Genomic DNA, 23,137 nt, shown 5'->3' with positions numbered 1-23,137 from the left:
TTAAAGGTTATTGTTGATTTTGAAACGATGTTGACTGGAGCGGAAATCAACATCCAAGTTTAACACAGCCTTTTTATTAAAACTGAATAATAACTTTCTATTTATAGTGCTGGAGCTTCCATGCCGATTTGGCTCCATTCTTCTCTTGCCGGACCATATATTCCAGGGACCTTTAAATCTGCTTGACGCATTAATACAGTCATTTGTCCACGATGATGAATGATATGCTTAATTAAAAGGGAAAGAGTGGCTGCTCTTGGCATATTCATTCCAAATACATTTTGTATTTCTGTTAGCGACTCATCTGTCCATTGCTTCGCTACCTGTTCCGCTACCTCTGCACTGACCTTTCTAAAAGTATCAGCAATTTCTTTGGCAGAGACAGGGATTGTGTCTGGTTTTTCAACCTGGTTAATCGTAATCCCAAACTCATTGATCATGCCAGGCGTACTTGCAACGATATGCCAGGCAATTCTCCCCAATGTCCTATCTTCTGAGGAAACGGATTGTTGAAGTGACTCATCCGTTAAAGCATCCAAAATTTTTTGAGTTGACGCGGCTTCCTGATTCCATTCCTGGCTAAATTCATTAATTGAAGTAAACATCGAAATTTCCTCCGATTTCATTTATACTTGTCCATCCCTCGCCAAAATTTGGCAACTAAATTATATCATCCAAACCAATAAAGACAAAGTGAAATTATAACACGATCCCTGTAAGTGTCTCGCCTATTGATTCTTGAATAACAAAGGTATCCGGTGCGAAATCATAAGGAGTATCCCCCTTATTAATAATAATAACCGGGACACCGGCACTTTTATATTGCGGAAAGGTAGAGAAAGGGGTTACTTTCAAACTGGTTCCTAATACAAGCAAACAGTCTGCCCCACGAATCTGGTTAAGAATATAGTTAAACCCTTCCATCGTAAACCATTCACCAGTATCCCCAAACAAAACCACATCTGGTTTTATGAAATGGTCCTCTTTCCGCTTTGTCTCACAATGGCTGCATATATAGAAATCATCCATTGTTTTGATCCGAGAGATCATCTCACTTGTAGAATAACTTTTTCCACAGTTCTGACACGCAGCAGTTTTGATCGTTCCATGGAACTCAATCACGTTTTTGCTGCCTGCTTTTTGATGAAGCCCGTCGATATTTTGCGTAATAATAGAGCCAACCCTGCCTTCTCCCTCCCACTTAGCGAGAATTTGATGTCCTTTATTCGGAACAGCGTCAGGGTGGTATAAATTTTCTATTGCAAACTGATAAAATTCCTTGGGATGTTTATAAAAATAATCAAGCGAAAGTATGTATTCTGGTGCCAGTTTATAAATCCCTGTTCGCGAGCGGAAGTCTTTGATTCCAGACTCTGTACTTATGCCTGCTCCAGTCAGCACAACAATATTCTTGGCATTTTTTAAAATTTTGGTGCATGTTTCTAGTGTATTATTGTCCATGTGATTACTCCTTCCAAGGCTCTCTTACCTTTATTAGAAATCAACTTAACCGAGTAAATATTATATGTCCTTTAAGAATTTTTCAACTAATATCTGGGATATTAATCTTATAATGAACGGCTTTAGAAAAAACAAAAAGGATGCTGACAAAATGATTGAAATTCCAAGAACCCTTTATTGCGAGCAATGTCAAAAGGAAACTGTACACATGGTTCACGAAGATACCCTCGAGATAGAATATACCTGTACCGAATGTCATAAACAAGAAGAAATTGTTAAATCGTTTTTCTAATCTGCTAGTTAAAACACAACAAAAACTCAACCATTAAATGGCTGAGTTTTTGTTAGTTGTTATCTCATTAAATGCCTTTATAAGCTTGTCGATAGATTTCTGCTAATTCATTTACTAACGGAAGCTTAGGATTGGCTGTTGTACATTGATCTTCAAAAGCTCGCTCTGCAAGGTAGTCAACTTTACTTTCAAATTCAGCCTGCTCCACACCATTTGCAGCAATGCTCATTGGAATTTCTAATTCTTGTGCTAAGCGAATGATTGCCTGTACTAGGCTTTCTACACCTTCTTCTGTAGTTACAGCAGGTAACCCTAAAGTTCTTGCAATCTCTGCATAGCGCTTATCGGCCTTAAAGTGATTGTATTTAGGGAAAGCTGTAAACTTCTTAGGTTTAGTTGCATTATAGCGAATAACATGCGGCAATAAAATGGTGTTTGAACGTCCGTGTGCAATGTGGAATTCCGCTCCTAATTTATGCGCAAGGCTGTGATTGATACCCAAGAATGCATTCGCAAACGCCATACCAGCAATCGTTGAAGCATTATGAATTTTTTCACGAGCTTCTTCATCATTTCCATTTCGATAAGCTCTTGGAAGATATTCAAATACAAGCTGAATAGCTTTCATCGCTAAACCATCTGTAAAATCATTCGCCATGCAAGATACATATGCCTCAATCGCATGTGTTAAAACGTCCATACCAGTATCCGCTGTAATATGCTTTGGAACAGTCATTACAAACTGTGGATCAATAATTGCTACATCAGGTGTTAACTCATAATCAGCTAACGGATATTTAATATTGGCTTCTTTGTCTGTTATGACAGAGAATGATGTTACTTCAGAGCCTGTACCTGATGTTGTTGGGATGGCAACAAATTGTGCTCTTTGGCCTAAGTGAGGATATTTCACAATCCGCTTGCGAATATCAAGAAATTTCTGTTTTAATCCAAAGAATTCAGCATCTGGGTACTCATAGAACAGCCACATTCCTTTCGCTGCATCCATTGCGGAACCGCCGCCAAGGGCAATAATGACATCCGGCTGGAACTTAGCCATCATTTCTGCACCTTTCATCACAGTTTGGATAGATGGATCTGGCTCTACATCAGAGAAAATTTCACAATGAACATAATCAGGACGTTTCCGTAAGTAGTAAAGCACTCTGTCTACATAACCTAATTTCACCATGCCTGGGTCTGTAACAATGAAGGCCTTAGAGATTTTTGGCATTTTTGCTAAGTACTGAGTTGAGTTTTTCTCAAAATAAATTTTAGATGGAACCTTGAACCACTGCATATTCACATTCCTTTTGGCCACTTTTTTAATATTTATTAAATGAACAGCCCCTACGTTTGTAGAAACAGAGTTTCCTCCATATGTGCCACAGCCAAGTGTTAAAGATGGCATATAGGCGTTGTAGATATCTCCAATCGCCCCCTGTGAAGATGGAGCATTGACAATTATTCTTCCTGCTTTCATTCGCAAACCAAACTGGTTAATTACATTCTGGTCGTTTGTATGAATAACGGCAGAGTGTCCTAAACCGCCAAACTCAAGCATCTCTTCTGCTCTTTTTAATCCTTCATCTGTGGAATTAACCTTGTAGCAAGCTAAGACTGGACTTAATTTCTCTCTAGAGAGTGGGTATTTAGGACCCACGCCCTTCAATTCGGCAACAAGGATTTTTGTTCCTTCTGGTACGGCGACCCCTGCTTTTTCAGCAATTTTATAGGCAGCCATACCGACAATCTCTGGATTAACCGCACAAGATTGTTCGTTAATAACCAACTTCTCCACTTTTGTTTTTTCTTCTTCATTTAAGAAATAGCAATTGTTTGCGATCATTTCATTTTTTACATCGTTATAAATTTCCTTATCAATGATTACGGCTTGTTCAGATGCACAAATCATACCGTTATCGAATGTTTTTGATAGGATTAAATCATTAACCCCTTGTTTAAGAGTAGCTGTTTTTTCAATGTAGCACGGTACGTTTCCTGGTCCTACACCTAGAGCAGGTTTACCTGAGCTATAGGCAGATTTCACCATTCCCGCACCGCCCGTTGCAAGGATCATAGAAATCTTATTATGGTTCATTAATGCTTGAGTTGCTTCTAGTGATGGTGTTTCAATCCATTGAATACAATTTTCCGGTGCCCCTGCTTTAATTGCTGCATCTCTTATCACTCTTGCTGCTTCACTGCTGCATTTTTGCGCAGATGGATGGAAAGCGAAAATAATTGGGTTACGAGTTTTAATTGATATGAGTGCTTTAAACATGGTTGTGGAGGTTGGATTTGTAACTGGTGTTACACCTGCTACAACCCCTACCGGCTCGGCAATTTCGATCATGCCTTCATGTTCGTTTTCATTGATAATGCCGACGGTTTTGTTATATTTGATATTGTGATAGACATACTCTGTTGCAAACATGTTTTTAATGATTTTATCTTCGTAAACGCCTCTTCCCGTTTCTTCGACAGCCAGTTTTGCTAAAGGCATATGTTGATCAAGTCCAGCCAGCGCCATTTGCTTAACAATTTCATCAACCATTTCTTGGTCAAAAGTTCTAAACTCTTCTAGTGCTTTTAAACCTTTGTCAACTAAGCCATTAATCATGTCGGTTACATTCTGTTTATCTTTAACTTGCTTTTCTACTATTGCCATGATATTCCCTCCAATTATTATTTATGTGAAATATTTCACATATATTTTTAAAAAAATTAGAATACGGATTTAGCATCATTTGGTTTTTATTTTGTGATAAATTTCACAATATTAATTAAAAATAAATGAATGATGATTATTCACACACTGGATTACGCGGGATTTTTTCAAATAATATTTCGGTTAACACTTTGGAGTATTTTTTAACAATGACTACATAGTTTACTGTCCAAATATAACTAGGGATCTCTTCATTTTCTTTCATTAGCATAGCTTCAAATGGGTCACCCACTATTTCTTCGAAGAGTTCTTGTGTATACGTTTCAGCATCTGTTGAGAAGGTTTGCCATTCACAAATCATCATGTCTTATCACTCCTTGTTCTTTATGATTACATCATAACACGAAGAAACGATAATAGTTTGTGAAATATTGAACAAACTTTGAACATTGGTTACTTTTACTATTTTTAGTTCTATAGTACTAAAAAAGCCGCTTTTCGAGACAGAAAATCATAATCGAAGTTATTTCGGTGTAAACGGTTACATCGAGAAAAGTATATTACTATATCATCAAAACTAATAACTACCATAAGCATAATACTTATATTTTAAAAGATTTTTGGTTAAAATTCTAATAGAAATGGAGGAAATTATATGTTTCGATTACTAATGATCATAATTAGTATCTTTTTAATACATTCTTCTTGGCCCTATATAGAAAAAGAACTTGACAAGACCAGCCTTACGAATAGTCTTTCCGAATTGAATACTTTAATAGACAACCCTAAAGTAAAAACAACCCTTCAAAGTGTTTACAGTGAAATCCAAACTGCTTTGGAACAACTTGGTGTTCTTTCTGATGATTCTGCTCAGCAGAATCATCAATCAACCGAATCAACTAAAGAGTCGAAAGTAGAATTAAATACACCTGCACAACAGGATTTTTCAATTTTTAATATCGAACTTGGCGATAATAAAGACGATGTAATCGAAAACTTAGGGGCGCCAAACCGTTCTACCTTGAATGAATATGGGACTACTTGGAATGCCTATCATGATGATTACCATCAATTTTTTATGGTCATGTATGATGAAAATAAAGTTGCCGGGTTATATACCAACCAAAATTTAATAGCTTCGAAAAATGGGATCAAATTAGGGACAACAAAAGAAACAGTTCGCAATTTGTTTGGGAAGCCTCTAACCACCATTCAAAAAGGTCTTGTTCTTTACAAATTACAAGAACAGGATGACTATGATATTTTTTTGCGAGATCATACCTATGTGACCATTTTTTATGATAAGCATCAAGGGAATACCGTGACTGCTGTTCAATTAATCAACAAAGATTTAGAAAATAAGAAAGTAGATCTATACTCGAAACCAAGCACACAGTTAAAAGAAGGTTTTGAGTATCAATTATTTGATTTAACCAATGCAGCACGGGTCCAACACAATCTGCCAGTTCTTACGTGGGATGAACACGTTCAGGCCACTGCACGAAAGCACAGTACAGATATGGCCGTAAACAATTATTTTGACCATACTAATCTGAAAGGTCAATCACCGTTTGATCGAATGGCTGCGGATGATATCGTGTTTCATTTAGCGGGAGAAAATCTAGCTTACGGTCAGTTCAGCAGTATTTTTGCACATGAAGGTTTAATGAATTCACTGGGACATCGCGAGAATATTCTGCGCAACGGATATACGTATCTAGGTGTAGGCGTTGCCTTTAATAATCAATCACAGCCGTACTACACAGAAAATTTCTATGCAAAATAAGGTGTATCATAGGCTCGCTGAATATTCTGTTCGGCGAGTTTCTTTGGATCATAAAAAACTTTGCAAAGTCAATTTGTGATTTTTCCCATTTATTAAAAAAATTACAGTTGTTTTCTCTTGTACTTAAACGAAAAATTTGCTATATTACTATTAATTACATATTTTCTTACTTCAATACCTTTTGAAGTGAGGATAGAGGCGCAAAGACCATCAGTACACTTTTTGAGGAAAATGAGGTCCTATGATAATAGTGGAAAGGGGAATTTGCCGAAGCGGATAGAGTCTCATTGGTCTTGAAGCTGGTTCTGTGTTGAATAAGTACAGAATTGTCATATAGGAAACTATATGGAGGGCTATCTCACGCATAGGAACTTATATTTTGATGTTTCTACGGCAGCAGCGAAGCCTCGTTGTTGCTTTTTTGCGTTTACATCAGGATGTCCTTACCCCTCTTATTTATAAATAATTACAAAGGGTGAGAAAAAATGAATTTTGGCCAAGTATTAACCGCAATGGTTACACCATTCGATCAAAATGGAGATGTGGATTTTAACGCCACGAGATTGTTAGTAAATTATTTAATTGAAAATGGCACGGAAGCCTTGGTTGTATCTGGTACAACTGGTGAGTCTCCTACTTTAACAACCGAAGAAAAAGTAGAACTATTTAAGGTAGTTGTGGAAGAAGCAGCCGGTCGAGTTCCGGTTATAGCTGGTACGGGTTCTAACAATACAAGAGCCTCCATCCAATTAACGAAACTAGCTGCTGAAGCTGGTGTTGATGGTATTTTACTAGTGGTTCCGTATTACAACAAACCTTCACAAGAAGGAATCTACCAACATTTTAAAGCCATTGCCGAATCAACGCTCCTGCCAGTCATGCTATATAACATTCCTGGCCGATGTGGCGTTAACATGTCTGTTGAGACTGTTGTACGCCTCTCTGAAATTCACAATATCGTCGCTATTAAAGAAGCGAGCGGCAACTTAGATGCCATGGCTGAAATCATTAGGAATACCCCAGATCATTTCTCTCTTTATAGCGGAGATGATGGGTTAACTCTTCCAGTATTAGCCATTGGCGGGACTGGAGTAGTTTCGGTAGCTTCACACATCATTGGCAACGAAATGCAGGACATGATTACACAGTTTAAAAATGGACAGCTTGAGGAAGCGGCGGCTGTACATCGCAAACTTCTCCCATTGATGAAGGGCTTGTTTGCAGCACCTAACCCAACCCCTGTGAAAGCGGCCCTAAATATGACGGGAATCCGTGTTGGAGATGTTCGCTTACCATTGGTTCCATTAACTAATGAAGAAAAATTAACATTAGAAAAGCTGCTTCCAGCTGACAAACTAGTAAGTGTAAGTTAAAATAAGGCTGCCTATTTAGGGCAGCCTCATTTTTTTTTGCGTTTGAAAGGAGAATCGGAATGGAAAGAAAAACAGCCATAGTTACAGGGTCGTCGAGCGGCTTTGGTTTACTCTGTGTAATCGAGCTTGCCCTGAAAGGATTTATTGTGATTGCCACCATGAGGGACACAACCAGGGCGAATAATCTCCTAGAGTTGGCAAAAGAAAGGCAAGTCGAGAATTCTATTCACGTCACTTCACTAGATGTTACCTCAAGTAAATCTATTGATGATTTTAAAATATTTTTAGAAAATTACCCTCAAATTAATGTGTTGGTAAACAATGCCGGTTTTGCGGTAGGTGGTTTTAGTGAAGAGCTCTCTATAGATGATTATCGGCAGCAATTTGAAACCAACTTTTTTGGAGTGGTTGCCGTGACCAATGCCGTTCTGCCAAGCATGAGGGCTAGAAAGCAAGGCAGAATTATTAATATGAGCAGTATAAGTGGTAGATTCGGATTTCCAGGCTTGTCCGCTTATACCGCCTCTAAGCATGCGCTTGAAGGATATAGCGAGAGTTTAAGGCTCGAGCTCCGTCCTTTTGGAATCGATGTTTCATTAATCGAGCCAGGATCTTACCAAACTAACATTTGGTCGAGCGTTGATCAGCTCGAAAATAATCCGGACTCACCATACACGTTGTTTATGGAGAACCTTTTAAATGAAATAAATAATGGCAAGGCAGATTATGGCGACCCTAGTGATGTGGCAAAACTTGCAGCCCAGATTGCCTCCTCCCCTGGAACACCTGACCTTCGTTATCCAATTGGCAAAGGAGTAAAGACCAATCTACTTTTAAAAATGACATTGCCTTGGAAAGTTATTGAAAATATCATCTTAAAGAAGCTTAAGTCTTAATTGTTGCAGATGAATTTCGTTTGGTTGATTCTTCCATATGAAAGGTACTATACTAAGTGTTGAATGACGATAAGGAGGAGAATACATTGAACAGCTTACAGTCTAGTACTACGCTACATAATGGTGTAAAAATGCCGTGGTTCGGCCTTGGTGTCTACAAAGTACCTGAAGGTGAAGTGGGCCTTGAATCCGTAAAAATGGCGCTCAAAGCCGGTTACAGAAGTATTGATACGGCTGCACTTTATGAAAATGAAGAAAGTGTTGGTCAAGCCATTAAAGAGGCTGGTGTTCCCCGTGAGGAACTCTTTATCACAACAAAAGTGTGGAATGAGGACCTGCGCAATAATTCGGTTGAAGAGGCATTTGAAACAAGCTTACAGAAGCTTGGTCTTGACTATGTGGATTTGTACTTAATCCACTGGCCTGTAAAGGATAAATATAAAGACGCTTGGAAGGTTCTTGAAAAATTATATAAAGAAAAGCGTGTTCGTGCAATCGGGGTAAGCAATTTCAACATTCACCATATTGAAGATTTGATGTCTACGGCCGAAATAAAGCCGATGGTTAACCAAGTGGAGCTGCATCCTCTTCATTCACAACCTGAGCTGCGCGACTATTGTAAAAAGCAGCAGATTCAAATTGAGGCATGGGCGCCGCTAGGGCAAGGCAGGCTGCTTGACCATCCTGTCTTACAGGAGATTGCTTCGAGTCATCATAAATCCATTGCTCAAGTTATTTTACGCTGGGATATTCAGAATGGAATCGTGACAATTCCAAAATCAATTAGAGAAAGCCGAATTAAGGAAAACGCTAATATCTTTGATTTTACGTTATCTTCAAGTGATATAGAAAAAATAAATGCACTTAATGAAAATCAACGCTTTGGTGCCGATCCAGATAATTTTAACTTTTAATACAGGTAAGACCGTCCTTATGGGACGGTCTTCGTTTAATTCTAATTCCATAACAACCGCAGCTGTTCTCTAATCCCATCAATCAAATCCAAAGGCCCTACACCGTAACTAGAAAGCGTCACGGACTTCTCTTCCCCTGCTCTTGCATGCAGATAACTCGCAGCAACCATCGATTCAACAGGAGAAGCGCCCTGCGCTAAAAACGAAGTAATCATCCCCGTCAACACATCACCGCTCCCACCCTTGCCGAGCGCATCATGGCCATGCGGATTAATAAACACATCTCCATCTGGGGTAGCAATAACCGACCGATGTCCCTTTAACAACAAATAAACGCTATAATCTTTCGCAAAAGTCTTCGCAATCCCAATCCGGTCCTCTTCCACTTCTTTAACTGTCTTATTTAACAACCTCGCCATCTCGCCAGGATGCGGCGTAAAAATGACATCCCCTTTATATTCCCGTACCAACTCCAACTCGTCCTGCAGCAAATACAAGGCATCTGCATCAACTACAACCGGCTGAGTGGTCAATAACGACATCAATGATTTCATCCACGCCTCACCACCAGGAAATCGGCTAATTCCCGGACCCATCGCCACACTTGTAAATTGATGCAGTAAAGTTGAAAGCTGCTTAATCGCCTCAGGAGAAAAATGTCCATCTTCCTCCTTCAATGGCAAAAATAATGACTCAGGATTTTGTGCGGCAGCCATTGGATAGATACTTTCGGGTACCGCTAATGTGACCAGCCCTGCACCAGAATTGAGCGCCGCTTTTGCCGAAAAAATTGGTGCACCGACATAGAACTTGGATCCCCCAACCACCAGAACATGACCAAATGTTCCTTTATGACCATGCTTTGGTCTTACCGGGACCATGTCTAAAGCCAAGTCCACCGTAATTAAACGCGGTAAAGTAATCCCCAAATCTTCCACTATCGATGGCGGCACGGAAATATCAACCACCTTCCATTCACCCACAAACTTGGGACCATCCTCTAAAAAGAACCCCTTTTTAGGGCAAACAAACGTCACTGTCATTGAAGCTTTGACTGCTGTCCCTTCTACCCTTCCGCTATCACTGTTAACACCAGAAGGAATATCAACAGAGACAATTAGTTTTTTCCCTGCATGTTCATTTATCATAGATATGATCTCTCCGAAAGGTTCCCTAACAGGCCCACTTACACCAGTCCCTAAAAGCGAGTCAACAATCACATCAGCCTTTGCAATTTCCGACTGAACCAATTCAAGTGTGCTTTCATGTAAATAAAGGATCGGTAATTGCCTGTTTCGATAGACGTCAAAATGTACCTTCGCATCCCCTTTAATCTTATCAGGGGGTACAACCAAACCTAAATGCAAGTCATATCCCAAATCACACAGTCTTCTTGCAATAACAAATCCGTCCCCGCCATTATTCCCGCCCCCTGCGAGTACTAAAATACGCGAGTCCTCACAAGAAGAGGCCGAAACTATTTCCTCCACTACCCTTGCTCCAGCATTCTCCATTAAGACGATTCCCGGCAAGCCAAGCTTTTCCATCGTATATTGGTCCATTTGCTGCATTTCTTTTTGCCCAGCTATAAACATAGTAAACCCGCTCCTTTTCCAGCCCTTTCCCTTATTATAAACCTTTCCCCAGCACAAGACAGTTTAGATCAATACGAATTTGAAAGAACAAATAGGTTAAATTATATAAGAGCAACTGATTAGCTGCTCAAAAAAAATCGGCGGGAGTGATGTATCATGGGTAGAAACAAACTTTTGGTTCCTGGTTCAGGTGATGTCCTTAATCAAATGAAAGAGGAAATTGCCAACGAGTTTGGAGTTCAACTTGGTGCTGATACGACCGCACGAGCAAACGGCTCAGTCGGCGGTGAAATGACCAAACGTTTAGTCGCCTACGCTGAGCACTCATTACGGAATCAGCAAGGTCAATAACCTTTGCGATTTCAAAAGGGTGTCCTTATTTGGACACCCTCTTTTATCAACATTTAATTGGCAAACAGAATTTTGATTTCGCTCTCCGCCTCCACCATTCTTCCAAACCGATATCCTTCAATCAGCACATGTCGTTCATGATCCGTTAAACGGCGGTTCCATTTTGTTTCTAAGTACATTATCACATCGTTATAAAAAATTTCCGGATAATCAAAAGGGGTATTCAGCAAATTCTTCTCCTCCTTTTCTTAATCGCCTTTGCTTTTTATCCATCATGTCCAAAATCTCGACTATTTAATATAGGATGACCGAAAACACGGCGAAAAATCATAAACGAGATTTGGAATAATCCCTTTTCTAATAAAATATGCAAGAACTTAAAATCTGTATAGTCCAATCATACTAGGCAAGAATCATTATTTTTTAAAAATAGGGAACAATAATGGTGAAACTGGATGTAAACTATGTAAGCTGACAGAAACCGGTTTATGATTATTATATTATGAGAAAGCGGTGAAGGTGTTTATGAATCAGGATTTTTCAATCAATCATGAACAGATGCCTAACTTTAAAAGTCATGAAGAGGCGCGTACTTATTTCAAAAACCTATACGGCGATCGTTTTTTACTAAGAGGAACAGATAACCGGGAGGGAACAAAAGTCACCATGTATCATCTTGTTAAAAATCCTGAGGTATATCAGCCATATATGGAAAGTTTTTCTCATGAGGTGAAACATGAAATTACAAACATGGATGTCTTTAAAAGCTATAATACGATTGAAATAGATGAAAATGGAAACGTTCATTTTCAATCTTAACAAGGAAAAAAGAGATATCTCAATGAAATTGCACCACAAATGTGGTGCTTTTTAAATATGGCCCTGCGCTTCCTCTAAAATTTTGTTGTTACTGTTCACTAGTAGAAAAAGATTTTTTATTTTTCGTTCTTTATTATCCTTTATCCCATAGGCTTATTAATGGGGAGTGAAAACTAATGCAAAATGAGAAGTTTGATATTGAAATACTTAAATTAATTGAGAACAAACTTGATAATATTTATTCAATCGCTAAATCTAATTACAATGATCACCCCGAATTAATGGATACAATTGAAAATTTAGCAAAGGTAGCAAATATCTTTGCTAAAAGTAAAATTCAAGAATTAAAAGGTCAAGACATCTCCTCCAGTCCACAAGGATTAATAGTGTCTAAAATAGCTAACTCATATGATAGAATGCAAAATTATGAGAAACAAAAAAATGATATTAACATTCCTCCTTGGAAGCTTTAATGCTTCTTTTTTTTGTAGTCAAACCCTAACTTTTATACGCTTAGGTGAATCAAGTAACCCGCCCGCTTGTTAAGGAATGGAAAAAGTTCCTCCACTTTCTTATACTCACATCTTATTAGCAAAAAAAATTCGAGAAAATGCTTGCGTATTTAAAGGAAAAAACATCCTTTATGTCGAAATATATAATAAATAAAGGGGTTGACCCAATGAATAAAGTGGATTTATTAAAAAACCTTCGCAATGCCAGTCAAGGAAATTTTTTTTCAACAGAAATTCCAAAGTCTACAAAAGAGGATGAAAAAAAGATTGAACAATGGGTTGGAGAATTAGAGCGTGAAGGAAAAATTAAGTTAAGAGAATGTGTACAGCGAGAACACTCAATTTATTTACACGGAATAATTAAGTATGCATCCGAATAATCCGGTACTGCTTGCGAGATCGGACTATTGTCTAAATAGCATCAAAAGAAAAAGCCAACAAAAGTTGGCTCTTAACATTTTGATGATTAACTTTGATTGCTAATTAAAGAATCTATTTGGTTTTGTGAAAGTTGCTCACGGTCAATCTCAATATCCTTTCCGCTGCCAATTAAAACAAAATCATCGTAACTTGAGATTGGTTTTCTTCCCTTTGGGACTGATTCTGTATATTTTTTCCACTCGCCATTAATCTTTGCGAGTGACACATCTCCTCGTTTCATCATCAAACCATCTATACTTTTCGGCATCTTTAAACCTTTTATAAATTGTTTATTTGAGAAATAAAAATCTTCTTCCATTTTTTCATCTCCTTATTGGTTATTAGTATAACCCATTATGATAAGCGTCTTCCCTCTACAACTTTTACATGGTAGTTTCTTTTCCGGATAATTTTCGAATGAAATGAATAATAAAGGTGCTTAAGAAGATTCCAATTAGGATACTAAAAAACACAAATTCATCCATATGGAATCCAAAGGCCGAAACAATCATTTTCACCCCAATAATAGCTACAAGGATAAAAGCCGTGGTCTCAAATTCAGGAACTTTTTCGATAAGGGCAAGAAACAGGTGCGCGACTCCCCGCATCATTAAAATTCCGATGACGCCGCCAAGCAGTAAAATCCACTCTTGATTTGAGACACCAAACGCGGCAATGACACTGTCAAAACTAAAGGCAATGTCCATAAGCTCGACCGTTAACACGGTCCTCCAGAAGCCTTTCTTTCGACTCTGGACTTCATCTTCCCCGTCAGTTCGCGTTAGAAAGTTTTGAAAAACAATCCAAAGCAAATAGTGACCCCCGATTATTTTTATCCAAGGAATTGTCGTTAACGTTACGCCAATTCCAATTGCTATTATTCGAAAAAAATAAGCCCCGAATATCCCATAAAACAGGGCTTTCCTTTGCTGTTTCTTGGGAAGATGTTTGACCATCACCGCTAAAACCAGAGCATTATCAGCAGACAGCAGGCCCTCAAGGATAATCAAGGTACCAATTACTCCCCAGCTGGCAGGATTCGTAAATACCTCTTTAAAGGCCTCCAGTGAGAAAATTGTACTGTAACTATTCAATATTCCATGTAAAAAGTCCATCTGGATTTATTTCTCCCTTTCCCATTCCAGTAATGTTTGTCCCAATTCAACAGGTTTGTCTCCTTACTTAAATGTATGAAAGGCTTATGAATATATGACTTGCATTCTTTAGTACAAAAAAAGCCTGTACTCTCCATAGGAAACAGAGTACAGGCGTCCGTTCTTATTCTTTAATCAAGTCAATAAACCGCTCCACAACCTCATCAACAAATTTAACTGTTGCTTCGTCAGCTAGGCGGCCTGTTTTCTCATCAAATTTAGCCATAGCTTGGTTAATAAGAATCTCATTGCCAACTGGTGATAAAAGCTTTACTTGTAATGCGGTTAAAATTTGACGCAACTGAAGCTGAGCACGTAACGTTCCCATTAACCCGGTTGCAGCCCCTGCTGTCATAACTGGTTTGCCAATCAGCACCTTATCCACACGTGATAACCAATCAAGTGCATTTTTTAAGACTCCTGGAATCGACCAGTTGTATTCTGGGGTCACAATGATCACGCCGTCCGCTTCTTTTACTTTTCTTTTAAACTCCACTACAGATTCCGCAGGATTGAATTCTTCATCCTGGTTATAATGTGGAAGAGCCGCAAGATCTAGTATTTCTAGTTCAAATTTACCGGAAAATCTTTCCTGAATCGTGTAAGCCAACTGCTTATTATATGAATCTTTCCGTAAACTGCCCACGAGTGCAACGATTTTCATTCTTATTCCACCTTTTCTTATGTAATAATTCGATTATAGAAATAATAATTTGAAACTTCAATTTTCTTGCTTAGAAAAAAAGCCGATTTCTCTAAGAAATCGGCTTTCCAAATCATTTAAAAATAGCAGCAACAACCTGGTCGTATGTCATCTTGCTGTCTACTACAAATACACCAGGGCGTAATTTATTTTCAAGCCCTTTAGCCTCGATATCCTTTGAAAAATCAAAAGCGTTCTTTACGATATTCGCGGATACTAGAATTCTACCCACATCAATACTGGTCATTCCGTCGGCTACATTGATGACAACACGTGTTTCCGTTTTAGCTGCATCGGTAGATGCAGGGACTGCTTTTGTTTGCTCAGATGCCTTGGCATCCTGTACTTGCTTATCATTTTCTGCCTTTGTTTGGACGACAAAGCCCTTTGCTTCCAGCTGTTTTTTCATTTCATCATCAGATGGCTGAACCTTCACGGTTGACGTAGTACCAGATGATTTAGTAGTAGTTTTGGCACCATCATTATTGCCAGAAAGGTAAATAGCACCGCAAATTGTGGTGGTAACAAACATACCGGCTGCAAAGCTGCTTAGTAAATTAATTTTCATTTGCAACCTTTCTCCCTTCCTTTATTGTCCGGTAAGGAGCAAGCATTTGTTCAATTGTATCTACACTTACATTTTTCATTTCGGCAATACTTTCCGTCGAGTAATTGCGGTTCACCAAATCGAGTACTTCACGCATGAAGACTTTGTCTTCAGAAGTAAGTTGAACGCCTGCTTCCCTCATGACGACTTCGATATCAAGTTCAATATTTCGAATTGAATCTTGAATAGCATTGATTTCCTTCATGGTAGAAATATGAATTAAATCAATTTGTTTATGTTCTGCCTTTGACACTAGAGAAGTCCTGTAAATTGAAATTACTAGTAATATAACAGAAATCCCGAATAATCCGGCTAAAGTCCATAACATCATTATGAATACCCTCCAATAGTTTATAACAAAATATATTATACAACTAATCTCCCTTTTTTGCCTATGTTAACTGCAAAATACGGCTAAAGTCGTAGAAATTTGTCATATTACGGAGAACCAGGAAACATATCTTTTAATAGATTGGAATGTCTTGTTAAACAATTTAAAAAGCGATGAGACGAAAGTCTCATCACTTGTTATATTTTAGGATTGGAAAATTTGGTCCATTTTTTGAATTTCATCCTTCGTTAACTGGACCTCCAACGTTTTAAGATTATTCAGCACTTGTTCTGCCCGCTTCGCACCAGGGATGATGACATCAATGGCCTCGCGGGTCAAATACCACGCCAAGACAACATGGGACACTTCTGCCCCCTTTGCATTGGCAATTTCGCGAATATGCTCCACTTTATCCAGGGCAGCTTCAAAAACTTCCTTTTTAAAGAACTTCCCGCGCTTTTCTTCTAGGTTTGTATTCTTATCATATTTACCTGTCAATAAACCAGATGCCAGCGGAAAGTAAGGGATAAAGGAGATACCATTGTCGATGGCATAAGGAAACAATTCCTTTTCTGCATCCCGGTTAAGTAAATTATACTCACCTTGATAGACATCAACATAACCATCCTTATTGGCCTCTTTCAACTGCTCAATGGAAAAGTTAGAAACACCAATTGATCGTATCTTTCCCTCATCCTTTAATTGCTTTAACGCCCCAACCGCTTCATCCTTCGGTGTATCTTGGTCAGGAAAATGAATATAAAATAAATCTATGTAATCTGTTTGCAGCCGCTGCAAGCTCTCTTCCACTGATTGTTTTAAAAAGGCAGGCGAATTATCGATGACGATGTCTTTTCCAACGAATTTATGGGCTGCTTTGGTAGCAATGACAAGTTTCGAACGGTTTCCGTGTTCTTTCACAATTTCCCCAATGATTTCTTCGGAACGTTTTGGACCGTAAATAAACGCTGAATCTAAAAAATTTATTCCATTGGCGATTCCTGTTCGAACTAACTCCCTGCCGGCATTCTCGTCAAGATTAGGGAATAGATTGTGACCTCCCACAGCATTGGTGCCCAGGCCAATCGGATTGACATATAAATCTGATTTTCCAATTTGAACTTGTGTTGTCATTTACCAATCATCTCCTTATTTTACATATTTTCATGATAGCAAAGATTAGTCCGATTGACTAAGGAGAAGACTTCTAAAAAATAAGATTTCTTAATTCAGTCTCATTATATTTGCCGATAATACCTGGTTTTGTTTGAAAGTAAAGGTAAATTTCTTCATTGGAATAATCCTCTTTTAACCCGTTAATTAAAGTTGATAAATAAGCATGTGAAGGCTTTTTCCATTCAACATCATAGACATCCCATGATGCAGTAAACGTAAAAATTGGAAACCCCTTTTCCTCCCCTAAATATAAAATGTTCCCGTACCAGGCATTTCGGCGGTATACGTTTGATCCGGTGTTTATAACCAGATTCAAGTCAACCTGAAAGTCTATTCCGTTGTTTTCCTGGCTCATCACATCCATAAACTGGTCTAAGCTAATTAAATATTTCTTACTATATGTAACACAACTAGGATCCTCGGTTAGTCCAATAAATGCGACTCCTTGTGATTCCCATTTGTCCGCTTCTTTTGCAAAGTAAAGGGGATAATTCATGGTAAATGTGGACGATGCTACTGGAAGTGAGGGATTTTTACATCCTGTCTCTATTTTTGAAGAACCTTCGGGTTTCCCCCCTATTATATAACACAGAAAACGGTCGATATGAAGATTGGAACCATAACTTGCATACCAGACATAATTTTCATTCACTTTCATCCCACCTTCTTCAAATTTTCTTTCATTGTAACACGATTGGCTCTGGTGCTTATGATTAATCAACTATTAGTTAAAACTATTTATATTATTCCCTTTTCTATAGGAGGACAACATGAAACTAACCGATACACTTGTACAATGCTTAGAAAATGAAGGGGTTGAATACATCTTTGGAATTGTCGGCACCGAGACACTCGATTTAGCCGATTCTCTTTCAAAATCAACAAAGATCCAGTATATAAATGTCAGGCACGAGCAAGGCGCGGCCTTTATGGCTGACGTCTACGGAAGACTATCAAAAAAAGCAGGCGTCTGTTTATCAACCCTTGGGCCAGGTGCTGCTAATCTCGTCACAGGAATTGCAAGCGCACAGCTTGACCATTCTCCGCTAGTGGCCTTAATAGGCCAGGCTGGAATTGAACGCCAGCATAACGAATCACATCAATATATGGATATTGTCAAACTACTAGAACCCGCTACAAAATGGAGTACACAAATCCAAGATCCCAAAACGGTCCCGGCGGTAATCCGAAAAGCTTTCAGACTTGCCCTTATGGAGAAACCAGGTTCAGTCGCCATCACTCTGCCAGAAAACCTTGCAGCCGAACAGATTACGAATTCACCCTTACCGGTTACGACAGCACCTGAAACTGTACCGGATGCAGACTCACTAAAAGCGGCGATAGAACTTATTCAAAAACATACGAAACCCTTCATTCTTATAGGAAATGGAGTGATACGCCAGGAGGCAGTCCAAGAGCTCCTTACCTTAATCAACACCCTGCAATCCCCTGCCACACACAGCTTTATGGCAAAAGGGGTCTTACCACCAGAACACCGACAGAATTTTTTTACCTTTGGTTTCAAAGAAAACGATGCTGCCCTTCCTGGTATTAATGAGGCCGACTTCTTAATTGTCATCGGTTTAGATTTTGTCGAGCAATTGCCAAATGCTTGGAATAAAAACAAGCTCCCAGTTTTACATATTGATACATTACCTGCCGAAGTTAATGAGTATTACCCTGTAAAATCCGAGCTTGTCGGTAATATAAAGAAAACACTTCAAGCCCTAAACCAAGCAGAGCTGACAGTGAGGTCCTGGCTGCCATCAGGTAACCTGCAAGCCCAAATAAAAACAACCTATCAAATAGCTGAACGCCAAGATGAAGCACTAAGTATTGAGAATGTTCTCCATCTAATTGAAAAAAATACTTCAGAGAGCACGATTGTCATTTCCGATGTCGGCGCCCATAAAGTTTCAATTGCTAAAACCTATCAACCCAAAAAACCGAACCGATTAATTATCTCCAATGGGCTTGCCACCATGGGGATTGCCATCCCAGGTTCAATCGGGGCAAAATTGGCCTGTCCTGCTGACCCAGTTATTTGCATTACGGGTGACGGCGGCGCCCTGATGAATTTTGCAGAACTCGAGACCGCTAAGCGTCTTGGCCTCTCGTTTACCATTATTGTTTTAGATGATTCGATGTTAAGGCTTGAAGTAAAACAAATGAACCAAAAGTTTGGGGATCACTACGGAGTCACCTTCCAAAACCCAGATTTTATCCAGCTCGCCCATAGCTTCGGTGTGAAAGGAATACGGCCTAAAACCTTAGCCGAACTCGAAAACATTCTAAAGGAACCACAACAAGGAATGGTTTTAATCGACCTTGTTTCAAACTAACTTCCCACCACCTGGCCAAAAAATCGGAGCCGGCTCCTTACACGGGATTAATTCGGAAAGCAACTAGACAGTAACAAACGGCAATACTTCTGGTTCAGGGTATTGCCGTTATTATTGTTATAGTACAAATTTAACTGTACTATATCAACTTATGAAAAAATTATAACTGTTTCCTAAACAACTCATACATAACGTAAATAGATCACTAAGAAACCGTGTTACATTTTTATCATAAAAATACTGTTGTAACTAATTTTGCATCCTGTTACAATAGCATCATAGAATTTATAGAAAATTTATAAAATTCTAATTGTTAATGTTGTAAACGATTGGAGGAGTGCTTGTTGTCAAGATTACCAAAAGTGAATGAATTAGGTTTCTTTGAAATCCGGCTTGAATCCATTGGCGGTTTAGGAGCCAATTTGGCCGGAAAGATGCTTTCTGAGGATGGAGTTGTTGGAAACGGACTCAATGGAGTTGGTTTTTCATCATATGGATCCGAGAAAAAAGGATCACCTGTAAAAGCACATATTCGTTTTTGTAACCCAGAAACAAACATTCGCGACACCACACCAATAGAACGTCCACACGTAGTCGGCATTTTCCATGATGCCCTTTTCAAAACCATTGATTGTACCAGTGGAATATACTCCGATAGCACCATCTTAGTGAACTCACAAAAATCTCCTGACGAACTGAAACAAGCAATGAATATACCTGGCGGAACGATTGCGATTATTGACGCAACTGGGATTGCCCTCGAAGAACAAACCAAAGCCAACACAGCCATGTTAGGGGCGCTTTATCGAATCTTAACTTTCTTAGACCCAGAGTCGATGAGACAAACCATTCGCCGCACCTTCGAAAAGAAATACCCACATCTAGTCGAACCAAACATTCGTACCTTTAATCGCGGTTTTAATGAAGTTGAATTCCAAACCTACTTAGTAGACGAAAACACAGTGATAAAACCATTTAAACGGGCGGAACCGCTTCTCGGCTACGAAACTCAGACAATTGGCGGAACCATCATTAATCCAGGTAACAGTATTTTAAAAGACTTAAGTATATCCCGTGCCGGCATGCTGCCGCATTTTCATGAAGAAAAATGTATAAATTGTGCAGCCTGTGATACCGCCTGCCCTGACTTTTGCTTTGTTTGGGAAGAAAAGGCAGATAAACGCGGCCGGCCGCAAATGTTCCTGCAAGGGATTGACTATCAATATTGTAAGGGCTGCTTAAAATGCGTTCATGCTTGTCCTGTTGAAGCTCTCTCAAGTGAGCGTGAATATAATGACGGTTATGCAGACAAAAACCGGGTACCGCATTTATTTGACCTGGCGATTCGAAACTAAGGAAAGGGCGGGAATTTATGTCCATCGAAATAAACCAAGAAAATATAACCGTTCCAAAAGGAACCATTGAACAGAGTATTGTGTTTGAATCTGGTAATGAAATGGCTGCTTATGCGGCCCATCAAATTAATTATCATGTCATGGGCTATTATCCCATCTCCCCTTCGACCGAGGTCGCACAGTTCCTTGATGGAATGAAAGCGAAAGGTGAACATGATATTGTGTTAATTCCTGCTGACGGCGAACATGGTTCAGCCGGTATCTGTTATGGGGCCTCCACTGGCGGCGGACGTGTGTTTAACGCAACTAGTGCTAATGGATTTTTATATATGTTAGAGCAGCTTCCTGTTCAATCCGGAACCCGTTTTCCAATGGTATTGAATTTGGTCAACCGCTCTGTGTCAGGCCCTTTAAATATACATGGCGATCATTCCGATCTATATTTTGCCTTGAATACCGGGTGGCCAATCTTAATGGCTCGTGATCCGCAAATTGTTTATGATATGAACATTATTGCTATTAAACTAGCAGAAGATCCTGAAGTTCGTCTTCCTGTCATTGTTTCATTCGACGGTTATTTCACCTCTCACCAAAAACGAAGGGTACAGGTCATGAAGCATCGAGCGGACGTTCAAAAATTTATCGGTGAACCTCCAAGGAATTTTCCACATGCTCTGGATAGAGAAAATCCTGTAACAATCGGCCCATATATGAATGAACCAGACTACATTAATAACTGTTATCAACAATCGGAAGCAATGTATAAAGCAGAGCAGGTTTTCGAAAGAATTTCCCATGAATATGCTGAGTTAACTGGCCGCGAATATCCTGTACTTGATTTATACCGTATGGAGGATGCGGAGGTTGCCGTGTTCATGCTGAATTCAGCAGCTGAAGTATGTAAAGATGTGGCAGACAAACTTCGTACACAAGGAATCAAAGCCGGGGTCATCTCTCCTAACATGATTCGTCCATTCCCGCAGCAAAAGTTAGCCGAAGCATTAAAAAATGTAAAAGCGGTTACAGTTGGGGACCGTGCTGATTCCTATGGTGCACATGGCGGAAATATGGCTCTTGAAGTCCGAGCTGCCCTCCAAACCGTTGGAAACAGCCATACGAAAGTAGTAAACCGTGTGTACGGATTGGGCGGTAAGGATTTCTATGCGGATGAAGCTCAAATTTTTTTTCAATTGGCTCAAGAAGCAGCTGAAAAAGGAATCGTTGAAAAGCCGTTCGATTATTTTGGCCATAATCCTGGTAAACCAGAATTTGCTCCAAAACGAGTCTTAAACCCTATGAAAAAAGAAGACTTGAATACTGGTTTAATTACAGTCACTCCTGATGAAAAAACCGGAGAATTAAAGGTGAAAATCCCTCCATTAAGAAACTTAACGAAAAAGCCAAAACGCTTGGCTTCCGGACACGGAGCTTGCCCTGGCTGCGGAATTTTCTCAGGATTAGAGTTGTTCTTTAAAGGAATTGAAGGCGATATTGTTGCGTTATTCCATACAGGTTGTGCGATGGTTGTCACAACCGGTTTTCCTTACAGTTCTCATAAAGCCACCTATATTCATAATCTCTTCCAAAATGGCTCGGCAACATTATCAGGACTAGTCGAAATGTTCCATGAGCGAAAACGCCGCGGTGAATTAGACGAACTTGGTCTCTCTGACGATTTTACTTTTGTCATGGTAACCGGTGACGGAGGAATGGATATCGGGATGGGCCCAGCGATTGGTACAGCACTCCGGAATCATAAAATGATTATTCTTGAGTATGATAACGAAGGTTATATGAATACAGGGAGTCAGCTATCCTATTCAACGCCTATGGGCCACATGACAAGCACTTCAAGTGTTGGGAAATTCCAGAAAGGAAAGCCTTTTCACCACAAAGATACCGCGCAAATTATGGCAGCGACCCATATCCCGTATGTCTTTACAGGAACGGAAGCATTTGACCGGGATCTTTTGAAAAAGGCTGCGAAAGCCCAATGGTACGCCCAAAATGAAGGCTTAGTTTACGGAAAGATTTTAATTACTTGTCCACTGAACTGGAAATCGAAGGATGAATTAGGACAATCGATCGTTGAGGCTGCGGTTAATTCCTGCTTCTTCCCTCTCTATGAAGTTGAAAACGGAATTACCACAATCACCTACGATCCTGAGGCTAAGAACAAACGTTTACCAGTTACCGATTGGCTAAAGTTGATGGGAAAAACCAAACATTTGCTAAAAGAAGACAGCCAAGAGCTGCTGAAAATGTTTGATGATGAAGTGGAACGCCGCTGGATGAAACTGAAAGCGAAGCACGAAAGTCCATATCTCTAAAATAAAAGAATCCCGCTGTGACGTGATACTTCACAGCGGGATTCTTTTA

General features: G+C 39.3%; 24 protein-coding genes and 1 riboswitch. Of the genes, 11 read left to right on the top strand and 13 right to left on the bottom strand.

Translation table 11 applies throughout. The features are described from left to right. Positions 1-101: 101 nt before the first annotated feature. The 4 genes from V7266_RS29325 to V7266_RS29310 all read right to left on the bottom strand — a co-directional run bounded on the left by V7266_RS29325 (position 102) and on the right by V7266_RS29310 (position 4,788). Positions 102-605 (bottom strand): DinB family protein, encoded by a 504-nt coding sequence (locus V7266_RS29325; RefSeq protein WP_335472739.1) that lies wholly within the window; start codon positions 603-605, stop codon positions 102-104. Positions 606-699: 94 nt separating this feature from the next. Continuing rightward, on the bottom strand, positions 700-1,461 hold the full coding sequence (locus V7266_RS29320; RefSeq protein WP_335472738.1) for an NAD-dependent protein deacylase: 762 nt from the start codon (positions 1,459-1,461) through the stop codon (positions 700-702). A 359-nt stretch (positions 1,462-1,820) separates the two neighbouring features. After that, entirely contained in the window at positions 1,821-4,424 is a 2,604-nt protein-coding gene (adhE, locus tag V7266_RS29315; RefSeq protein WP_335472737.1) for a bifunctional acetaldehyde-CoA/alcohol dehydrogenase, read from the bottom strand. Between the two features lie 136 nt (positions 4,425-4,560). Continuing rightward, a complete protein-coding gene (locus V7266_RS29310) occupies positions 4,561-4,788 on the bottom strand; it encodes a hypothetical protein (RefSeq protein ID WP_335472736.1) in 228 nt (75 codons plus the stop codon). Positions 4,789-5,079: 291 nt separating this feature from the next. Here V7266_RS29310 and V7266_RS29305 point away from each other — a divergent pair, with 291 nt between their 5' ends. The 4 genes from V7266_RS29305 (at position 5,080) to V7266_RS29290 (ending at position 9,393) form a co-directional block, all read left to right on the top strand. Continuing rightward, positions 5,080-6,210 carry a CAP domain-containing protein gene (locus V7266_RS29305; protein ID WP_335472735.1) on the top strand — a complete coding sequence of 377 codons (1,131 nt, stop codon included), beginning with the start codon at positions 5,080-5,082 and terminating at the stop codon, positions 6,208-6,210. Between the two features lie 185 nt (positions 6,211-6,395). Next, a riboswitch (Lysine riboswitch) is annotated at positions 6,396-6,574 on the top strand. 121 nt (positions 6,575-6,695) lie between these two features. Further along, positions 6,696-7,583 carry a 4-hydroxy-tetrahydrodipicolinate synthase gene (gene dapA / locus V7266_RS29300; protein ID WP_335472734.1) on the top strand — a complete coding sequence of 296 codons (888 nt, stop codon included), beginning with the start codon at positions 6,696-6,698 and terminating at the stop codon, positions 7,581-7,583. Positions 7,584-7,642: 59 nt separating this feature from the next. After that, positions 7,643-8,479 carry an SDR family oxidoreductase gene (locus V7266_RS29295; RefSeq protein WP_335472733.1) on the top strand — a complete coding sequence of 279 codons (837 nt, stop codon included), beginning with the start codon at positions 7,643-7,645 and terminating at the stop codon, positions 8,477-8,479. Between the two features lie 131 nt (positions 8,480-8,610). Next, positions 8,611-9,393, top strand: a complete 783-nt coding sequence (locus V7266_RS29290) for an aldo/keto reductase (RefSeq protein WP_335472740.1) — start codon at positions 8,611-8,613, stop codon at positions 9,391-9,393. Between the two features lie 41 nt (positions 9,394-9,434). Here V7266_RS29290 and V7266_RS29285 read toward each other — a convergent pair whose 3' ends face one another. Then, positions 9,435-10,988 (bottom strand): NAD(P)H-hydrate dehydratase, encoded by a 1,554-nt coding sequence (locus tag V7266_RS29285; protein ID WP_335472732.1) that lies wholly within the window; start codon positions 10,986-10,988, stop codon positions 9,435-9,437. A 156-nt stretch (positions 10,989-11,144) separates the two neighbouring features. Between V7266_RS29285 and V7266_RS29280 the strand changes: the two genes are divergently transcribed. Further along, positions 11,145-11,339 carry an alpha/beta-type small acid-soluble spore protein gene (locus V7266_RS29280; protein WP_335472731.1) on the top strand — a complete coding sequence of 65 codons (195 nt, stop codon included), beginning with the start codon at positions 11,145-11,147 and terminating at the stop codon, positions 11,337-11,339. A gap of 53 nt (positions 11,340-11,392) precedes the next feature. Here V7266_RS29280 and V7266_RS29275 read toward each other — a convergent pair whose 3' ends face one another. Further along, positions 11,393-11,569 (bottom strand): hypothetical protein, encoded by a 177-nt coding sequence (locus V7266_RS29275; RefSeq protein WP_335472730.1) that lies wholly within the window; start codon positions 11,567-11,569, stop codon positions 11,393-11,395. Between the two features lie 295 nt (positions 11,570-11,864). Here V7266_RS29275 and V7266_RS29270 point away from each other — a divergent pair, with 295 nt between their 5' ends. The 3 genes from V7266_RS29270 (at position 11,865) to V7266_RS29260 (ending at position 13,050) form a co-directional block, all read left to right on the top strand. Further along, positions 11,865-12,158, top strand: coding sequence for a hypothetical protein (locus tag V7266_RS29270; RefSeq protein ID WP_335472729.1), 294 nt, complete (start codon positions 11,865-11,867; stop codon positions 12,156-12,158). 176 nt (positions 12,159-12,334) lie between these two features. Further along, positions 12,335-12,631, top strand: coding sequence for a hypothetical protein (locus V7266_RS29265; RefSeq protein WP_335472728.1), 297 nt, complete (start codon positions 12,335-12,337; stop codon positions 12,629-12,631). Positions 12,632-12,837: 206 nt separating this feature from the next. After that, positions 12,838-13,050, top strand: a complete 213-nt coding sequence (locus tag V7266_RS29260) for a hypothetical protein (RefSeq protein WP_335472727.1) — start codon at positions 12,838-12,840, stop codon at positions 13,048-13,050. 86 nt (positions 13,051-13,136) lie between these two features. Here V7266_RS29260 and V7266_RS29255 read toward each other — a convergent pair whose 3' ends face one another. From V7266_RS29255 to V7266_RS29225, 7 genes are all read right to left on the bottom strand, one after another. Further along, positions 13,137-13,409 (bottom strand): hypothetical protein, encoded by a 273-nt coding sequence (locus V7266_RS29255; RefSeq protein ID WP_335472726.1) that lies wholly within the window; start codon positions 13,407-13,409, stop codon positions 13,137-13,139. 64 nt (positions 13,410-13,473) lie between these two features. Then, entirely contained in the window at positions 13,474-14,205 is a 732-nt protein-coding gene (locus tag V7266_RS29250) for a TerC family protein (protein ID WP_335472725.1), read from the bottom strand. A gap of 163 nt (positions 14,206-14,368) precedes the next feature. Further along, positions 14,369-14,908, bottom strand: a complete 540-nt coding sequence (locus V7266_RS29245) for an NADPH-dependent FMN reductase (protein WP_335472724.1) — start codon at positions 14,906-14,908, stop codon at positions 14,369-14,371. A gap of 112 nt (positions 14,909-15,020) precedes the next feature. Then, on the bottom strand, positions 15,021-15,515 hold the full coding sequence (locus V7266_RS29240; RefSeq protein ID WP_335472723.1) for an aminodeoxychorismate lyase: 495 nt from the start codon (positions 15,513-15,515) through the stop codon (positions 15,021-15,023). Next, positions 15,505-15,885, bottom strand: a complete 381-nt coding sequence (locus V7266_RS29235) for a hypothetical protein (protein ID WP_335472722.1) — start codon at positions 15,883-15,885, stop codon at positions 15,505-15,507. Before V7266_RS29235 ends, V7266_RS29240 begins: the two co-directional genes overlap by 11 nt. 204 nt (positions 15,886-16,089) lie before the next feature. Continuing rightward, a complete protein-coding gene (locus V7266_RS29230) occupies positions 16,090-17,019 on the bottom strand; it encodes an aldo/keto reductase (RefSeq protein ID WP_335472721.1) in 930 nt (309 codons plus the stop codon). 73 nt (positions 17,020-17,092) lie between these two features. Further along, positions 17,093-17,713, bottom strand: a complete 621-nt coding sequence (locus V7266_RS29225) for a hypothetical protein (protein ID WP_420491517.1) — start codon at positions 17,711-17,713, stop codon at positions 17,093-17,095. Positions 17,714-17,831: 118 nt separating this feature from the next. Here V7266_RS29225 and V7266_RS29220 point away from each other — a divergent pair, with 118 nt between their 5' ends. The 3 genes from V7266_RS29220 to V7266_RS29210 all read left to right on the top strand — a co-directional run bounded on the left by V7266_RS29220 (position 17,832) and on the right by V7266_RS29210 (position 23,088). After that, the gene (locus V7266_RS29220) at positions 17,832-19,403 is read left to right on the top strand and encodes an acetolactate synthase large subunit (RefSeq protein WP_335472719.1); all 1,572 of its coding nucleotides are present in this window, start codon (positions 17,832-17,834) and stop codon (positions 19,401-19,403) included. A 344-nt stretch (positions 19,404-19,747) separates the two neighbouring features. Next, positions 19,748-20,758 (top strand): 2-oxoacid:acceptor oxidoreductase family protein, encoded by a 1,011-nt coding sequence (locus V7266_RS29215; protein ID WP_335472718.1) that lies wholly within the window; start codon positions 19,748-19,750, stop codon positions 20,756-20,758. A gap of 17 nt (positions 20,759-20,775) precedes the next feature. Beyond that, complete coding sequence (locus tag V7266_RS29210) at positions 20,776-23,088, top strand: thiamine pyrophosphate-dependent enzyme (protein ID WP_335472717.1); 2,313 nt, start codon at positions 20,776-20,778, stop codon at positions 23,086-23,088. The last annotated feature ends 49 nt before the right edge of the window (positions 23,089-23,137 follow it).

The sequence above is a fragment of the Neobacillus drentensis genome (genome assembly GCF_036965645.1).
Lineage (GTDB): Bacteria > Bacillota > Bacilli > Bacillales > Cytobacillaceae > Neobacillus > Neobacillus drentensis_D.
The sequence above is the reverse complement of the archived record's forward strand: the minus strand, read 5'-3'. Positions and strand labels throughout refer to the sequence as shown.

What these genes read in the sequence shown, in the direction of transcription:
- V7266_RS29280 (WP_335472731.1), top strand. Translation starts at nt 11,145, where the DNA reads ATGGGTAGAAACAAACTTTTGGTTCCTGGTTCAGGTGATGTCCTTAAT.
- V7266_RS29310 (WP_335472736.1), bottom strand. Translation starts at nt 4,788, where the DNA reads ATGATGATTTGTGAATGGCAAACCTTCTCAACAGATGCTGAAACGTAT.
- V7266_RS29240 (WP_335472723.1), bottom strand. Translation starts at nt 15,515, where the DNA reads ATGAAAATTAATTTACTAAGCAGCTTTGCAGCCGGTATGTTTGTTACC.
- V7266_RS29260 (WP_335472727.1), top strand. Translation starts at nt 12,838, where the DNA reads ATGAATAAAGTGGATTTATTAAAAAACCTTCGCAATGCCAGTCAAGGA.
- V7266_RS29210 (WP_335472717.1), top strand. Translation starts at nt 20,776, where the DNA reads ATGTCCATCGAAATAAACCAAGAAAATATAACCGTTCCAAAAGGAACC.
- V7266_RS29255 (WP_335472726.1), bottom strand. Translation starts at nt 13,409, where the DNA reads ATGGAAGAAGATTTTTATTTCTCAAATAAACAATTTATAAAAGGTTTA.
- V7266_RS29250 (WP_335472725.1), bottom strand. Translation starts at nt 14,205, where the DNA reads ATGGACTTTTTACATGGAATATTGAATAGTTACAGTACAATTTTCTCA.
- V7266_RS29235 (WP_335472722.1), bottom strand. Translation starts at nt 15,885, where the DNA reads ATGATGTTATGGACTTTAGCCGGATTATTCGGGATTTCTGTTATATTA.
- V7266_RS29325 (WP_335472739.1), bottom strand. Translation starts at nt 605, where the DNA reads ATGTTTACTTCAATTAATGAATTTAGCCAGGAATGGAATCAGGAAGCC.
- V7266_RS29265 (WP_335472728.1), top strand. Translation starts at nt 12,335, where the DNA reads ATGCAAAATGAGAAGTTTGATATTGAAATACTTAAATTAATTGAGAAC.
- V7266_RS29245 (WP_335472724.1), bottom strand. Translation starts at nt 14,908, where the DNA reads ATGAAAATCGTTGCACTCGTGGGCAGTTTACGGAAAGATTCATATAAT.
- V7266_RS29270 (WP_335472729.1), top strand. Translation starts at nt 11,865, where the DNA reads ATGAATCAGGATTTTTCAATCAATCATGAACAGATGCCTAACTTTAAA.
- adhE (WP_335472737.1), bottom strand. Translation starts at nt 4,424, where the DNA reads ATGGCAATAGTAGAAAAGCAAGTTAAAGATAAACAGAATGTAACCGAC.
- V7266_RS29220 (WP_335472719.1), top strand. Translation starts at nt 17,832, where the DNA reads ATGAAACTAACCGATACACTTGTACAATGCTTAGAAAATGAAGGGGTT.
- V7266_RS29285 (WP_335472732.1), bottom strand. Translation starts at nt 10,988, where the DNA reads ATGTTTATAGCTGGGCAAAAAGAAATGCAGCAAATGGACCAATATACG.
- V7266_RS29290 (WP_335472740.1), top strand. Translation starts at nt 8,611, where the DNA reads ATGCCGTGGTTCGGCCTTGGTGTCTACAAAGTACCTGAAGGTGAAGTG.
- V7266_RS29230 (WP_335472721.1), bottom strand. Translation starts at nt 17,019, where the DNA reads ATGACAACACAAGTTCAAATTGGAAAATCAGATTTATATGTCAATCCG.
- dapA (WP_335472734.1), top strand. Translation starts at nt 6,696, where the DNA reads ATGAATTTTGGCCAAGTATTAACCGCAATGGTTACACCATTCGATCAA.
- V7266_RS29320 (WP_335472738.1), bottom strand. Translation starts at nt 1,461, where the DNA reads ATGGACAATAATACACTAGAAACATGCACCAAAATTTTAAAAAATGCC.
- V7266_RS29305 (WP_335472735.1), top strand. Translation starts at nt 5,080, where the DNA reads ATGTTTCGATTACTAATGATCATAATTAGTATCTTTTTAATACATTCT.
- V7266_RS29295 (WP_335472733.1), top strand. Translation starts at nt 7,643, where the DNA reads ATGGAAAGAAAAACAGCCATAGTTACAGGGTCGTCGAGCGGCTTTGGT.